Source organism: Streptomyces sp. SirexAA-E (assembly GCF_000177195.2).
In the GTDB taxonomy this organism is placed as follows: Bacteria; Actinomycetota; Actinomycetes; order Streptomycetales; family Streptomycetaceae; genus Streptomyces; species Streptomyces flavovirens.
Genome location: NC_015953.1, coordinates 4,202,010 through 4,215,343 on the forward strand (window position 1 = coordinate 4,202,010; position 13,334 = coordinate 4,215,343).

The window sequence follows — 13,334 nt, forward strand, 5'->3', positions numbered from 1 at the left end:
CCATGTCCGCACCGACTTCCCCGGCGGATCTGTACCGCCACAGCCTGCGACTGCTGCTCGACAAGGACATTCCCGCCTGGGTCGCCCTGTGGGGCGAGGACGGCCTCATGGAGTTCCCCTTCGCCCCCGAGGGCTGGCCCCGGCGCCTGGAGGGCAGGGAGGCGATAGCCGCCTACATGCGCCACTATCCCGACCACATCGACCTCCACGACTTCCCCGATCTGCTGATCCACGAGACCGCCGATCCGCAGACGATCGTGGTCGAGATGCGTGGCGTCGGCCGCCTGGTGGAGACCGGAGCGCCTTTCGACATGACCTACATCGCCGTCGTGACCGTCCGGGACGGGCGCTTCGCCTCGTACCGCGATTACTGGAACCCCCTCGTCCTCCGTGAGGACGGCGCCGACTTCGCCGGGAGCAGCCGATGACCGACACCGGTACCACCCTGGTCATCGGCGCCACGGGCACCACAGGCAGCCGCACCACCGCACAGCTGACGGCCGCAGGCCACCGCGTGAGAGCCGCCGGACGACGGGCCGCCCCGGTCGCCGGCGCGGAGCCTGTCACCTTCGACTGGTATGACCCGGCCACCCACGCCGCAGCCCTCGACGGCATCGACCGCGTCTACCTCGTACCGCCCGTGGGTGACGTCGAACCGGAGGCGGTCATGCTGCCGTTCCTCCGTCTGGCCCGTGCCGCGGGGGTACGGCGCGCGGTGCTGCTGAGCTCCTCGGCCGTCCCCGAGGGCGGCCCGGCGGTGGGAACGGTGCACCAGGCCCTGCCCGGTCTGTTCGAACAGTGGGCGGTACTGCGGCCCTCGTGGTTCATGCAGAACTTCACCGGCACACACGCCCATGCCGCGAGCATCCGCGCGGACGGCGTCATCGCGTCCGCCACCGGGAGCGGCCGGGTCGGTTTCGTCGATGCCGGGGACATCGCGGCCGTGGCCGTCCGCGCCCTGACCGACGCACAGGCCCCCGACACCGACCTCGTCCTCACCGGACCCGAGGCGCTCGGCTACGACGACATCGCCGCGATCATCACCGAGGTCACCGGTCGGACCGTGACCCACCGCCGTCTGTCCTACGAGCAGATGCGCGACCGCCTCACGGCGCAGGTACCGGCGGAGTTCGCCGCGCTGCTGGCCGGTATGGACCGTGCCATCGCCGGAGGCGCGGAGGACCGGACCACCGACACCGTCCACCGCCTGACCGGTCGGCCCCCGCGCTCCTTCCGCGCCCTCATCAAGGAAGAGGTGCGAGGCGGCAGCTGACGTCACACGCGGAGCACGTCACCGACGAAGGCGGTCCAGGCGGCGGGGGAGACGGTGAGGGCGGGGACGGTCAGGTCCTTGGAGTCCCGCACGTGGACGGCGTGCGGGCAGGCGGCTACCTCGACGCAGGCGCCTTGGTCGCCGCTGTACGTGGACTTGGTCCAGGCAACGGCGATCTCGACGCAGTTGCCGCCCTCGTTGCCGCTGTAGCTGCTCTTGAACCAGTAGAGGTCGGTAGTCATAGGGCCTCTGCCATCTGCTTGATCAGTTTCGCGGATTCCTCCGGGCTGAGGGCTTGCGCCCGGAGAAGGCTGTACCGGGCGAACAGATTGCTCAGCTCGGGCTGTTCCGTGACGAAGATACCGCCACTCTGGCCTTCGATATAGGCGAGGTGATCGCGCGCGGGACTCTCCAGCAAGAACATCGGGCCGTTTAGCGCGGAGTGGCTGCGCAGGTCGGGCGGCATGACCTGGACCTCGACGTTGCGCAGTTGGGCAACCTCAAGTACGTGCAGCAGTTGCTCCTTCAGAGTCCTGTTTCCACCAAGTGGGCGCGTGAGGACGATCAGCTCCAGGACGAAGCTGACGATCGGGGCGGGGCGGCGTCGGAGGAGATCTTGCCGTGTCAGACGGGTCCGCACTCGCCCTTCGATCTCATCGTCGTCCAGCGGCGGACAGTGGCAGCCGAAGACGCTCCGGGCATACGCGTCAGTCTGGAGCAGGCCTGGCACTACATGGTTCTCGTAGTTGTGAAGCGCAACCGCCACAGCCTCGTGCTCTGTGTACTCCTCGGTCCACGCGGGCAAGTAGCTGAACCGCAGCTTCGTCCCCGCCGCCTCCAGTGCACCTTGTGCACCCAGAGCCTTGTCGGCTCCCGTGATGAAGCCGCCCTTCGGCGGTCTCGCTCCCCGTTCCACCATCGCCACCTGCGACTTGGAGAAACCGATCTTCGCGCCCAGTGCCTCCTGGGACAGCCCGGCCCGTTCGCGGTAGAAACGGAGGAGCGTGCCGAACATCTCCGCGTTACTGCTTCCCTGTTCACCGGAGTGCACAGCTCCACCTCCCGAGTACACGACAGTGCACAGACGCTCTGTGACTCTGGTCACCGTATGTGTCGGCGTTCACGCTGTCCGTATGGATCAGAAAAGTTCACCGGAGTCGGTGCCGTCCTGGATTCCCGCGAGCGGGCACGCCCTCCGGCACACGGGGGTGCACTTCGACGCCGTGCGGATCGTCGGGGTGCTGGGCGAGCAAGTGGCCTACGAGATCATGCAGTTCACGGACTTCCGGGCCGGTCCGATCGTGCGTTCCTGGGTCGGGGAGCGGAGCATGTACTTCCTGCTGCCGCCCCGCTCCGCCGCCGCGTACCGGTGGCCGGCGGGTGCGCGGCTCATGGGGCGGGACGCGCGCTGCGACGCGTTCGTGGGCGTCCCGGCGCTCGACGGTCGTACGTGGCCGCTGGACTGGCGGTCGAAGCCCACGCGCGAGGCACCGTACGTCGACCCGGGGCTGCTGCACGAACTGACGCTCGGCGCTCTGGAGAGTGCCTGATCGAAGGAGTGTGCCCCCCGTTGTTCGGGTGTCGGGGGTTCCTGCGGTGCGATAGCGTGATCGCCTCATTACACTCTGTGTGCACGCGCGCGCGCAGGGCGGCCCCCGGGGGTGCTACCAACACCGATCCGAGGGCCTTCACCCGCTAGTGGATACGGAGTCCACCAGGAATGCTTCGGCATGCTATCGCGCCCTCCCGGCGCTACACGAAGGCTTCGCATGATGTCGTGCGCCATCCGCGTCTCACGAGTGACGCGAAGATTCTCCTGCTGTATGTGCAGGGTCTCCCCGACGAGTTGGCGGACATGCCGCTCGGCGAGCACGCGCGGAAGCTCGGCATCACCGGCAGGGCGTACCAGAAGGCCAAGGAGCTCCTCGTCGTGAACGGGTTCCTGCACGAGCGGCGGGAGCAGGGCGTGCGTGGGCTCTGGGCGACCGCGCAGTTGCTGTCGAACGTCTCCCTGACACCCGCCGAGGCCGCCGCGGTCCGCCAGGGCGGCGCCTCAGAGGTCTCGGTGTGTCCGGGTGCGCGGGAACCGGCGGTCGGTCAACCGGATGTCGGCGAACCGGCGGTCGGTGGACCGGCGGGCCGGGTGGTCGGTGGTCAACTACCGGTAGACGAAGAACGGGAGAAGAACTCTCCCCACCCACCCTCCGAAGCGAAGCCCGGGGCGAAACGGGAGGGGACGAAGCAGGAGGGGGAGCCGGAGCCGGAGGCGCCGTTGCCGCCGCACGTCGCGGAGGGCGAGCGGGTGCTGCTCTCGCTGCGGCACGCGTGCCGGGAGCTGTACCTCGGCGTCAAGGAGGCCCGGGCCCTCGCCGCGCTGGCCGCCGAGTGGCTGCGGCGCGGCGTCACGGCGGCCCAGTTGCGGCGGGTGCTGACCAGTGAACTGCCGGACGGTGGCGTGCGGTCGGCGGTCGGGTTCCTGCGGTACCGGCTCGTGCACAAGCTGCCGGAGGAACCGCAGCCGGAGGCGTACGCGCCGAAGCCGACGGCGGCCGCGATGATCCCTTGCGCGGGGCCGGGCGACGAGCACCTCTTCCGGCCGTTGCGCGACGAGGAGTTGTGCGGGCCGTGCGGAAGGGCGGAGGCTCGCCGCTTCTGGCTCCGGCAGCGGGAGTTGGCCGAGGAACAGCCGGATCCGCTGCCGTGGCGGGAGCGGTTCGCGGTCGTCAACGGGCCGCGTACCGAGCCGTGCTGAGACATGAGTTCGGGCCGGGTGTGGCGGCGCGGCGGATCCGGGGTTCGGACGCCGGGGCGAGGACAATGGCGCAGGCGCCATGCAGAGGTGACGAATCCTCTCCCGCGCTCGCGACACCGCTCAGCCGCCGCGAACGGACGGAGATGTGGCAGACGAAGGAGGGACCGTCGTGGATGTCTCGGTGGATCAGGTGACCGGCACGATCGACCTGGCTCGTACCCGGGCCCGTGGGCAGCTTCTCGAAGCGGGGCTGGAGCTGTTCGGGGTCTACGGCTACGCGCAGACGTCGGAGCAGGCGCTGTGCGAGGTGGCCGGGGTGCCGGAGGAGGTGCTGTGGGAGGAGTTCGGCTCCCGCGAGGGGGTGCTGATGGCCATCCACAACCGGGTGACCACCAAGGGCTTGCGCGCCTCCGAACAGGCCCTGCTCTCGGAGGGCATGGACGACTGCCCGCTGGCGATGCGCTTCCGGCGTCTGTTCGACGCGTACGTGTACGCGGTGACCAGGGACCTCCGTGAGGCCCGGGTGACGTTCGTGGAGGTGCTGGGCGTCAGTCCGGCGGTGGACGAGCACTGCAAGCGGTGGAAGGACCTGTGGGCGGACTTCCTGACGGGCGAGGCCGAACGGGCCGCCGTCCGCGGGGAGGTGGAGGAGCGGGACCACCGCGTCGTGGTGATGGTGATGGTGGGGACCGTGCACGAACTGATGGCCCACCACAGCCGCCGCGCGCGGCGCGCCCGGCCCGAAGAGGTGTCGCAGGAACTCACCACGCTCGGGCTGGAGATGATGGGCATCGCGCGGCCTGCGGAGTAGGCCCCGGGGCCGTGTCCAGGTGGAGGGGGGCGGGGCGCGGGCACGTGCGTAGGGGCACGCGCTCGCTCGGCGGCCCCGACTCAGAGCTTGATGCGGGCCGCGACCGGCAGGTGGTCGCTGCCTGTCGCCGGGAGGGACCAGAGGTGGGTGACCTTCGCCGAGCGGGTCAGGATCTGGTCGATCCTGGCCAGTGGCAGTCCCGCCGGCCAGCTGAACGCGAGGTCCGTGTCGGGGCGGGTCAGGCGGGAGGTGACCGGGTCCAGGCCGCGGTCGTCCAGTGTGCTGTTCAGGTCGCCGAGCAGGACCACCCGGTCCAGCGGTTCGGCGGCGAGCGCCTCACCGAGGAGGACCGCGCTCTCGTTGCGCCACTGCGCGCGGAACCCGCCGAGGCCCAGCCGGACCGAGGGCAGGTGGGCGACGTACACCGCGACCTCGCCCTGAGGTGTCCGGGCGGTGGCCCGCATCCCGCGGTCCCAGCCGTAGCCGATCGCCTCGGGCTTGATGTCGACCTTCCGCACGTCGGACAGCGGGTACGTCGACCAGAGGCCGACCGTGCCCTGGGTCGCGCGGTACGGGTAGTCGGCCCCCAGGACCGCCTGGAAGGCAGGCAGCGCGGCGGGCATCAGCTCCTCCACGGCGACCAGCCCGGCACCCGTGTCCCGCAGGGCGCGGGCCGTGCCGGACGGGTCCGGGTTCACATCGCTGACGTTGTGCTGGACGGCCGTGAGGTCCCCGTCCCCCGGGGCGCCGCCCGGGAGCAGCAGCCCGCCGAAGAGCGCGGCCCACGCGACGGCCGGCAGCAGCGGCGCGGCCAGGGCCCCGTACGAGCGGCGTAGGAGCGCCAGGACGAGCAGCACGGGGACGGCGAGACCCAGCCACGGCAGGAACGTCTCCAGCAGACTGCCGAGGTGGGCGGGGGTGTCGGGGACGACGGCGTGGAAGACCAGCAGGAGGGCCACCAGCACGGCCACCGACGCGAGGACGCGCCCCCGCGCCCAGCCCCACCGGGATGCCCCGTTCACACCATTCCCCGTCCTCGTCAACGCCCCGCCCGCCCCCCTGCGTGACCGCCGGACCGCCCGGCGCCGTCCGCTACGACGACGCCCGTGATCACCGCTCCGGTTCCGGTGCGGTGGCCCGGCGGTGGCGCTCCTCGGCAGCCTCAGGCCGAGGCCAGGGCACCCGCGTACCGTCCGCCGATGCCCCACGCCTGGTGCAGGGCGTCGGCGAACGCGGCGGCCAGGCGGTGTTCGCCGGTGGGGCCGGGGTGGGTGCCGTCGTAGGTGTCCGTGTGGATGTCGTATCCCTGGGGACGGGGCGTGAGCAGCAGCGGGGAGGACGGGGTGTCCAGGTCGGCCACGGCCTGGGCGAGGAGTGTGTTGAAGCGGTCGCACTCGGCGGCGAAGGGGGCGTCCGACTCGGCCCGTATGTTCGGTATCACGGGGAGCAGGACCATGCGGACGTGCGGGTTCGCCGTGCGTGCCGCCGCGATGAACCCCCGTGCGTTCAGGGCGGTCCGGTCGCTGTCCGTGTAGAAGCCGAGGTCGATCAGGCCGAGCGAGACGAGCAGGACGTCCGCGCGGGCGGCCCGTACCGCGTCGGCGACGACCGGGGCCATGTGCAGCCAGCCCTCGCCCCAGCCGGCCAGGTGCCGGCGGGCGGGGGCCGGGAAGGACGGGTCGCCGTACGCGTGGGAGACCGGGGCTCCCGCCTCGGTGTCGTACAGCTCGGTGCGCGGGCCGGTGATCGCGTAGCCGCCGTCGCCGAGCGTCGCTTCGAGGTGCTGCCACATGCGGTAGCGCCAGGTGAAGTCGCCGGAACGCCCGATGGTCATGGAGTCGCCGACGAAGAGAAAACGCATGGCCACATCATGTCCGATCACCTCTACGGCCCGGTACGTGACAGTGGACACTTGTGGCATGAGACCGCCGCTGACCGCCTTCGCCACCGCCGCCGCTGCCGCCGTCCTGCTGGGTGCGGGGGCGGCACCCGCCACGGCGGACGACGGGAAGGCCGATCAGAGCTTCACGATCGAGGACCCCCGGATCACCGAGTCCAGCGGTCTCGCCGCCAGCCGTGTCCACCCCGGGATCTACTGGACGCACAACGACAGCGACGACGGCCCGTACGTCTTCGCCGTCGACTCCCGGACCGGGAAGACCGTCGCGACGGTCACCATGCGCGGGGTCGGTGAACCCCGGGACGTGGAGGCGATATCGCTCGGCCCGGACGGGAACCTGTACGTCGGTGACATCGGGGACAACCTCGACGGGACCTGGGACCACGTCTGGATCTACCGTTTCCCCGAACCGAAGCGGCTCGCGGACACCACCGTGCAGGCCACCCAGTTCGACGTGACGTACGCCGACGGGCCCCGCAACGCCGAGGCGCTGATGGTCCACCCGAAGACCGGCCGGGTCTACATCGCCTCGAAGAACGAGGACGGCGGCGGACTCTACGAAGGCCCCGAGAAGCTGGCCACCGGGCGGAACAACGTCTTCCGGCGGGTGGGCGAGGTGCCCTGGGTGACGGACGGGGCGTTCTCCCCCGACGGCGGACACCTGGTGCTGCGCTCCTACTTCAGCGCACGGGGCTACCTCTTCGAGAACGGCCGGCTCGGCGCGGACCACGCGGTGCGCGCACCGCTCCAGAGGCAGTCGGAGTCGGTGACGTACACGGCCGACGGCTCGGCGATGATGTTCGGCTCCGAGGGGGAGGGCAGCCGGGTGCAGCGGGTCGAGGCCACGGCCGAGGACGGCTACGACGGCGGGAAGGGGGAGGACGGCGGTACGTCATCCTCCGGTGCGGCATCGGGCTCCGGGCGCGGGGGCGGCCAGGACGCGGACGGCACGGAGAAGGGCACGGTGACCGGGGGAGCCGTGCTGCTCGCCGTCATCGCCCTGGTCGTGTTCGGCTTCAGGAAGCGGCGCGGCTGAGCACCCCGGAGCTCAGTCCGGCGCGCCTGCGGCCAGGTCCCCGGCCCCGGCCAGATAGGCACGGGACAGCGGGCGTGTGTCCTCACGGCGTACGGCGACGGCCAGCTCCGACGGGGTGATCCCGCGCACCGGCAGGCAGACCACGGTGTCCCGGGCGACCAGCGGGGCGTTGCCCGCGGCGAGCAGGGCCACGCCCTCGCCGTTGGCGACCGCCTCGTGCGTCTCCTCGGCGCTGGCGACCACCCCACCAAGCTTCGGCTCCCGGCCGTTCCGGGAGTCCAGGGCCAGCCAGTAGTCCCGCAGCGGGCCCGCCGCGGACGGCAGCGCGAGGAACGGCTCGTCCAGGAGGCCGGCGAAGTCGACCGCTCCCTCGGGGTCACCGGCGGCCCTCGCCACCAGCGGATGACCGTCCGGCAGGGCCACCATCCGGGGCTCCCGGGCCACCACCACCCACCGGTAGCGCCCGGCGTCCGGCAACGGCAGCCAGACGAAGGCCACATCGCTCGTCCCGTCCGCCAGCCCGGCGGTGGGGTCGGCCCAGTTGACCTGCCGCAGCACCGGCCGGGCCGCCGGGAAGCGTGCGGTGAGACGGGCCCGCAGCGCCGGCAGCAGGCCGCGTCCCGGACTGGTGGACATCCCGATCGTCAACGTCGCCCGCTCGGCGGCCTTCGCCTCTCCCACCGCGGCCTCGGCCGCCTCCCAGGCCGCCAGCACCACCTGGGCGTGCGGCAGCAGGGCCTGTCCGACGGCGGTCAGCCGGACCGTACGCCGGTCCCGCTCGAACAGCTCCGCGTCCAGCTGCTTCTCCAGCATCCGTATCTGCTTGCTCAGCGCGGGCTGCGAGACGAAGAGGCGCCCGGCGGCTCGGGTGAAGCTCAACTCCCTTGCAACCGCGGCGAAGTAGCGGAGATCGCGCCCGTGGACGTCCATGCCTCATGGCTATCACAGCGGGTCTTGGACGGGGGCGGGAGGCGTGGCGAAGGATGGGATTCACCGAACGGGGCCGCCCCGTACGGCAGATGGCGAGGGAGGCACGATGGTCGGGAACAACGGCAAGGTGTGGCTGGTGACCGGTGCGAACAGCGGCTTCGGCCGGGCGATCACTCAGGCCGCCGTCGCGGCCGGCGACACGGTGATCGGCGCGGTACGCAGGCCCCAGGCCCTGGACGATCTGGTGGCCGCCCACCCCGACCAGGTGGAGGCCGTCGCCCTGGACATCACCGACGCCGAGCGGATCGACGCGGTCGCCGCCGACGTCCTGGCTCGCTACGGCCGGGTCGACGTCCTGGTCAACAACGCCGGGCGCACCCAGGTCGGGGCGTTCGAGGAGACCACCGAGCAGGAGCTGCGGGACCTGTTCGAGCTGCACGTGTTCGGACCGGCCCGGCTGACCCGGGCGCTGCTGCCGCACATGCGGGAGCGGCGGAGCGGTGCGGTCGTCATGATGAGCAGCATGGGCGGGCAGCTGTCCTTCGCCGGTTTCTCCGCGTACAGCGCCACCAAGGCCGCGCTGGAACAGCTCGCCGAGGGGCTGGCGGACGAGGTACGGCCGCACGGCGTCACGGTGCTGATCGCGGAACCGGGCGCCTTCCGGACCAACCTGTTCGGCCAGGGTGCCGCGTATTTCAGCGAGGAGAGCCCCGCGTACGCCGAGACCGCCGGGGCCACCCGGAAGGCCGTGCGGGACGGCGGAGGTGCCCAGCCGGGCGACCCGGCGAAGGCCGCGGCAGCGATCCGGCTGGCGCTGGAGGCCGAGCCGACGCCCCTGCGGCTGGTGCTCGGCGGGGACGCGGTGGACGCGATCACCGGCCACCTGGACTCGGTGCGGGCGGAGCTGAGGGAGTGGGAGAAGGTCAGCCGGGGCACCGACCTGGACTGACCGCCCGGCGCCCCCCGCTCACTGCTCGTCGGAGAAGGGCCGCAGCTCGTAGTGCAGGGTGCGGTCGCGCTTCAGCCGGTGGGTGAGGGGCACGGCCACGCCCTGGAGCGCCGGATACTTCCGGGACAGGGTCCGGGCGGCGTGCGTGTTCTCCTTCGACCCCTGCGGCAGGAGGCGCGCCCACGCCTTGACCGGCGGCCCGGTCGGCGCGCCCCGCACGGTGCAGGGAGCGATCTCCACCACCGGGTGGTTGCGCATGCGGTCGACCTTCCAGGCCGAGGAGAACGTACGGATGTACGCGTGGTCGCCTTCCACGGCGATGCTGACGGGGGTACGGGCAGCGGTTCCGTCCGGCCGGCGGCTGCTGAGCAGGACGGTGTACTGCTTCACAAAAGGCTCTAGCTCACGGATCGTCTCCATATGTCCCATGGTGCATGAAATCGGGAGGGACCGGTCCGGTCGGGCCCGGCCCCCCGGTGCGCCGACGCGCGGGGCCCGTCCCGGCGTAGGGTCGCCGTCCATGACGACGCCGCCCACGACGCCTTCCGGCCCCGCGCCTTCCGGCCCCGCGCCCTTCGCCACCCGCCGCCTCGACGCCGTCCCGCTCCGCCCCGCGTACGCGGACGAGATGGCCGCCGTCCTCGCGGACCCGGCCCTCCACGCCTACACGGGTGGCGCCCCGGAGGACGCCGGCGCCCTGCGGGCCCGTTACGAGCGGCAGACCGCCGGCTCGCCCGATCCCGCCGAGCTCTGGTGGAACTGGGTGCTCCGGGTCCGCGCCGACGGGCGCCTGGCCGGATACGTGCAGGCCACCGTGCGCGGCACGCGGGCCGAGGTGGCCTGGGTGGTGGGGACGGGGTGGCAGGGCCGGGGATACGCGAAGGAGGCCGCGGTGGGCCTGGTCCGGCATCTGCTGGACCAGGGGGTGCCTGCCGTCGTCGCCCACATCCACCCGGAGCACGCCGCGTCCGCCGCCGTGGCCGCCGCCGCGGGGCTGGAACCCACGGAGGAACGGGAGGACGGGGAGGTGCGGTGGCGGCGTGAGGCCCCGCAGGACGTGCCCTTTGGCCATGACATGGCATGAGATGTCCGATACCGTCGTCATCAGTCTGTCTGTGCGGGCCGCCGCGGGGGCGCGCGGCCCGGGAGGGTGTGACCCACGCCGACCGATCGACAAAGGACCTTCCGTGGACGAACTGGGGCGGCTGGAAGCCCTGCGGCTCGCGGGGCTGACCGCGGCGGCCGATCCCGGCATGGACCGCTTCGCCAGGATGGTCGCCCGGTCCCTCCACGTCCCCGTCTCGCTGGTGTCGATCCTGGAGTCCGACCGGCAGGTCTTCCCCGGCATGGTCGGACTGGAGGAGCCCTGGGCGTCACAGCGGCAGACCCCCCTGAGCCACTCCTTCTGCCAGCACGTCGTCGCCAGCGGCGAACCGCTGATCCTCAACGACTCGCGGCTCTACCGGCTCACCTGCGCCAGCCTCGCCATCCCGGACCTGCGGGTCATCGCCTACGCCGGGATGCCGCTGACCGACGCGGACGGGCACGTCCTCGGCTCGCTCTGCGCCATCGGCCACGAGCCCCGGGAGTGGACCGAGGACGAGCTGCGGGACCTGGAGGACCTCGCCGCCGCCTGCTCGGTGGAGCTGCGCCTGAGGATCGCCACCGAGCAGATCCGGCGCGACCGGGACCACGCCGCCGTGCTGCTGCGCGCCTCGGTCGAGCTGGGCCGCTCCCGCGAGCTGACGGACCTGCTCCGACGGCTGCGCCGCCTGTTCGCCGGCCCCGCCGAGCCGTCCTACGTGGGCCTGCTGCTCGCCGACGAGCGGGGACTGTTCCGGGTGGCCGACCCGGACGACCTGCGGCCGGTGGAGGCCGACATCGACCGCCTGGAGCGGGACGCGGGCTTCCCCAGCGCCCAGGCGATGCGGGAGCAGCGCACCGTCTTCGTGCCCGACCACGCCGCACTCGCCGACGGTTTCTGCCCCGAGGCCGTGGCAGGGTACGACTCCCTGGGCCTCAGCTCCGTCCTGTGCGTCCCGCTGGCCCGGGGGCGCGGGGTGCTGATGTGGTGCTGGGCCGAGGCCCACGTCCTGACCGTCACCGAGGAGGCGGTGCTGACCGCCGTGGCGGGATACGCCAGCCAGGCGGTGGAGCGCACGCTGTTCGTGGAGAACCGGCTCAGCGCCGCCGAACAGCTCCAGTCGGCCATGCTCACCGCGCTCCCCGTCGTGCCCGGCCTGGAGATGGCGGCCCTCTACCTGCCCGCCGCCGACCAGGACATGGTCGGCGGCGACTGGTACGACGCCTACCTCGTGCCGGACGGGTCGGCCGGGCGGCAGGCCGCGCTGATGGTCTCCATCGGCGACATCATCGGCCACGACATGCGGGCCGCCGCCGTGATGGGCCAGGTCCGCAGCATGCTGCGGCAGGCCACCCTCGGGGACCGTAAGCACTCGCCCGCCGCAGCCCTGGCCGCCGTCGACAGCACCTTCGCCGTCCTGCCCCTGGGCCCCGGCGGAACCGCCGTGCACGCCCGCCTGGACCCGTGCGGCGACCGGTGGCGGCTGACCTGGTCCAACGCGGGCCACACACCGCCCCTGCTGCGCCTGCCCGGCGGTCGCGTATCGGCCCTCCAGGAGCACGACCTGCTCCTGCTGGGCACCCCGGCAGGCTCGCCCCGCCGCGACCACACACGCGAACTCCCGCCGGGCAGCGTGCTGATGCTCTACACCGACGGCCTGGTCGAACACCGCGACAGCGACATCGACGACGGCATCGCGCAGGCGGTGTCGATGCTGTCCGCGCACGGGGACAGGCCCCTGCCGGAGCTCCTGGACGCGCTCTCGCGCGGGCTGGAGGACTTCCCGCGCCCCGACGACGTGGCCGTCCTCGCGCTCCGCGTCACCGGCCCTCCGGACGACGCACCGACACGGGGGCCGGGGCCCGACTACAGTGCCCGACCGTGACCGAACCTGCCTTCCTCCAGACCACCCGCACCTCCTACGACGCCTTCGCCGACCTCTACGCGTCCCGCTTCCAGGACGAACTCGCCGCCAAGCCGCTCGACCGGGGCGTCCTGACCGGCTTCGCCGAACTGGTGGCGGCGGGCGGCGGAGGGCCGGTGGCCGACATCGGCTGCGGCACGGGCCGGGTGACGGCCCATCTGCACGCCTCGGGGGCCGACGTGTTCGGCGTCGACCTGTCCCCGGGGATGCTGGCCGAGGCGCGGTCGCGCTACCCCGGACTGCGGTTCGAGGAAGGTTCGATGCTCGCCCTGGACCTGCCGGACGGCGGGCTGGGCGGCCTGCTCGCCTGGTACTCCACGATCCATGTGCCGGACGAGCGGCTCCCGCAGGTGTTCGCCGAGTTCCACCGAGTGCTCGCCCCCGGCGGACACCTCCTGCTGGGTTTCCAGGCGGGTGACACGACCCTCCACCTCGACGACGCCTTCGGCCGGGACGTCTCGCTCGACTTCCGCCGGCGGCGGCCCGAGCAGGTGGAGGTGCTGCTGAAGGACGCCGGCCTGGAGATGCGGGCCCGGATGCTGCGTGAGGCCGACACCGAGAGCGCCTTTCCGGAGAAGACACCGCAGGCCTTCCTGATCGCGAGGAAGCCTCTCGCGCCGGAGCCCCTTGTCAGTGGTGGCGAGGAGGATGGGGCCACCGACTGAGGAGGGGGTT

Annotated in this window: 16 protein-coding genes; 10 read left to right on the forward strand and 6 right to left on the reverse strand. The window is 72.2% G+C overall.

Going from position 1 to position 13,334, the window contains the following annotated elements:
* Positions 1–2: 2 nt before the first annotated feature.
* Positions 3–428 carry a nuclear transport factor 2 family protein gene (locus SACTE_RS18830; RefSeq protein ID WP_014047605.1) on the forward strand — a complete coding sequence of 142 codons (426 nt, stop codon included), beginning with the start codon at positions 3–5 and terminating at the stop codon, positions 426–428.
* Positions 425–1,273, forward strand: coding sequence for an NAD(P)H-binding protein (locus SACTE_RS18835; protein WP_014047606.1), 849 nt, complete (start codon positions 425–427; stop codon positions 1,271–1,273). Before SACTE_RS18830 ends, SACTE_RS18835 begins: the two co-directional genes overlap by 4 nt.
* 2 nt (positions 1,274–1,275) lie before the next feature.
* Here SACTE_RS18835 and SACTE_RS18840 read toward each other — a convergent pair whose 3' ends face one another.
* Positions 1,276–1,515 carry a DUF397 domain-containing protein gene (locus SACTE_RS18840; RefSeq protein ID WP_014047607.1) on the reverse strand — a complete coding sequence of 80 codons (240 nt, stop codon included), beginning with the start codon at positions 1,513–1,515 and terminating at the stop codon, positions 1,276–1,278.
* Positions 1,512–2,324 (reverse strand): helix-turn-helix transcriptional regulator, encoded by an 813-nt coding sequence (locus SACTE_RS18845; protein ID WP_014047608.1) that lies wholly within the window; start codon positions 2,322–2,324, stop codon positions 1,512–1,514. Before SACTE_RS18845 ends, SACTE_RS18840 begins: the two co-directional genes overlap by 4 nt.
* 82 nt (positions 2,325–2,406) lie before the next feature.
* Here SACTE_RS18845 and SACTE_RS18850 point away from each other — a divergent pair, with 82 nt between their 5' ends.
* The 3 genes from SACTE_RS18850 to SACTE_RS18860 all read left to right on the forward strand — a co-directional run bounded on the left by SACTE_RS18850 (position 2,407) and on the right by SACTE_RS18860 (position 4,836).
* A complete protein-coding gene (locus tag SACTE_RS18850) occupies positions 2,407–2,823 on the forward strand; it encodes a hypothetical protein (RefSeq protein ID WP_014047609.1) in 417 nt (138 codons plus the stop codon).
* A 170-nt stretch (positions 2,824–2,993) separates the two neighbouring features.
* Positions 2,994–4,025, forward strand: a complete 1,032-nt coding sequence (locus SACTE_RS18855; RefSeq protein WP_014047610.1) for a hypothetical protein — start codon at positions 2,994–2,996, stop codon at positions 4,023–4,025.
* A gap of 169 nt (positions 4,026–4,194) precedes the next feature.
* Positions 4,195–4,836 carry a TetR/AcrR family transcriptional regulator gene (locus tag SACTE_RS18860; RefSeq protein ID WP_014047611.1) on the forward strand — a complete coding sequence of 214 codons (642 nt, stop codon included), beginning with the start codon at positions 4,195–4,197 and terminating at the stop codon, positions 4,834–4,836.
* A gap of 80 nt (positions 4,837–4,916) precedes the next feature.
* Here SACTE_RS18860 and SACTE_RS18865 read toward each other — a convergent pair whose 3' ends face one another.
* Positions 4,917–5,858 carry an endonuclease/exonuclease/phosphatase family protein gene (locus tag SACTE_RS18865; protein WP_014047612.1) on the reverse strand — a complete coding sequence of 314 codons (942 nt, stop codon included), beginning with the start codon at positions 5,856–5,858 and terminating at the stop codon, positions 4,917–4,919.
* A gap of 140 nt (positions 5,859–5,998) precedes the next feature.
* Positions 5,999–6,697, reverse strand: a complete 699-nt coding sequence (locus SACTE_RS18870) for a GDSL-type esterase/lipase family protein (protein WP_014047613.1) — start codon at positions 6,695–6,697, stop codon at positions 5,999–6,001.
* Positions 6,698–6,755: 58 nt separating this feature from the next.
* On the opposite strand from SACTE_RS18870, the gene SACTE_RS18875 reads away from it, so the two are divergent.
* Positions 6,756–7,772, forward strand: a complete 1,017-nt coding sequence (locus tag SACTE_RS18875) for a hypothetical protein (protein ID WP_014047614.1) — start codon at positions 6,756–6,758, stop codon at positions 7,770–7,772.
* Between the two features lie 12 nt (positions 7,773–7,784).
* On the opposite strand, the gene SACTE_RS18880 is transcribed toward SACTE_RS18875, so the two are convergent.
* Complete coding sequence (locus SACTE_RS18880) at positions 7,785–8,702, reverse strand: LysR family transcriptional regulator (protein ID WP_014047615.1); 918 nt, start codon at positions 8,700–8,702, stop codon at positions 7,785–7,787.
* Positions 8,703–8,808: 106 nt separating this feature from the next.
* On the opposite strand from SACTE_RS18880, the gene SACTE_RS18885 reads away from it, so the two are divergent.
* Positions 8,809–9,651: an SDR family NAD(P)-dependent oxidoreductase gene (locus SACTE_RS18885; RefSeq protein WP_014047616.1), complete on the forward strand. Its 843-nt coding sequence runs from the start codon at positions 8,809–8,811 to the stop codon at positions 9,649–9,651.
* Positions 9,652–9,669: 18 nt separating this feature from the next.
* Here SACTE_RS18885 and SACTE_RS18890 read toward each other — a convergent pair whose 3' ends face one another.
* Positions 9,670–10,071: a PPOX class F420-dependent oxidoreductase gene (locus tag SACTE_RS18890; protein WP_014047617.1), complete on the reverse strand. Its 402-nt coding sequence runs from the start codon at positions 10,069–10,071 to the stop codon at positions 9,670–9,672.
* 100 nt (positions 10,072–10,171) lie between these two features.
* Here SACTE_RS18890 and SACTE_RS18895 point away from each other — a divergent pair, with 100 nt between their 5' ends.
* The 3 genes from SACTE_RS18895 to SACTE_RS18905 all read left to right on the forward strand — a co-directional run bounded on the left by SACTE_RS18895 (position 10,172) and on the right by SACTE_RS18905 (position 13,324).
* On the forward strand, positions 10,172–10,735 hold the full coding sequence (locus SACTE_RS18895; RefSeq protein WP_014047618.1) for a GNAT family N-acetyltransferase: 564 nt from the start codon (positions 10,172–10,174) through the stop codon (positions 10,733–10,735).
* Between the two features lie 103 nt (positions 10,736–10,838).
* Complete coding sequence (locus tag SACTE_RS18900) at positions 10,839–12,620, forward strand: SpoIIE family protein phosphatase (RefSeq protein ID WP_014047619.1); 1,782 nt, start codon at positions 10,839–10,841, stop codon at positions 12,618–12,620.
* Positions 12,617–13,324, forward strand: coding sequence for a class I SAM-dependent methyltransferase (locus tag SACTE_RS18905; RefSeq protein ID WP_014047620.1), 708 nt, complete (start codon positions 12,617–12,619; stop codon positions 13,322–13,324). Before SACTE_RS18900 ends, SACTE_RS18905 begins: the two co-directional genes overlap by 4 nt.
* Positions 13,325–13,334: the final 10 nt, after the last annotated feature.

Excerpts from the sequence above, each read along its gene's own strand:
- SACTE_RS18830 (WP_014047605.1), top strand. The coding sequence starts at position 3 with ATGTCCGCACCGACTTCCCCGGCGGATCTGTACCGCCACAGCCTGCGA.
- SACTE_RS18835 (WP_014047606.1), top strand. The coding sequence starts at position 425 with ATGACCGACACCGGTACCACCCTGGTCATCGGCGCCACGGGCACCACA.
- SACTE_RS18840 (WP_014047607.1), bottom strand. The coding sequence starts at position 1,515 with ATGACTACCGACCTCTACTGGTTCAAGAGCAGCTACAGCGGCAACGAG.
- SACTE_RS18850 (WP_014047609.1), top strand. The coding sequence starts at position 2,407 with ATGGATCAGAAAAGTTCACCGGAGTCGGTGCCGTCCTGGATTCCCGCG.
- SACTE_RS18855 (WP_014047610.1), top strand. The coding sequence starts at position 2,994 with ATGCTTCGGCATGCTATCGCGCCCTCCCGGCGCTACACGAAGGCTTCG.
- SACTE_RS18870 (WP_014047613.1), bottom strand. The coding sequence starts at position 6,697 with ATGCGTTTTCTCTTCGTCGGCGACTCCATGACCATCGGGCGTTCCGGC.
- SACTE_RS18875 (WP_014047614.1), top strand. The coding sequence starts at position 6,756 with ATGAGACCGCCGCTGACCGCCTTCGCCACCGCCGCCGCTGCCGCCGTC.
- SACTE_RS18880 (WP_014047615.1), bottom strand. The coding sequence starts at position 8,702 with ATGGACGTCCACGGGCGCGATCTCCGCTACTTCGCCGCGGTTGCAAGG.
- SACTE_RS18885 (WP_014047616.1), top strand. The coding sequence starts at position 8,809 with ATGGTCGGGAACAACGGCAAGGTGTGGCTGGTGACCGGTGCGAACAGC.
- SACTE_RS18890 (WP_014047617.1), bottom strand. The coding sequence starts at position 10,071 with ATGGAGACGATCCGTGAGCTAGAGCCTTTTGTGAAGCAGTACACCGTC.
- SACTE_RS18895 (WP_014047618.1), top strand. The coding sequence starts at position 10,172 with ATGACGACGCCGCCCACGACGCCTTCCGGCCCCGCGCCTTCCGGCCCC.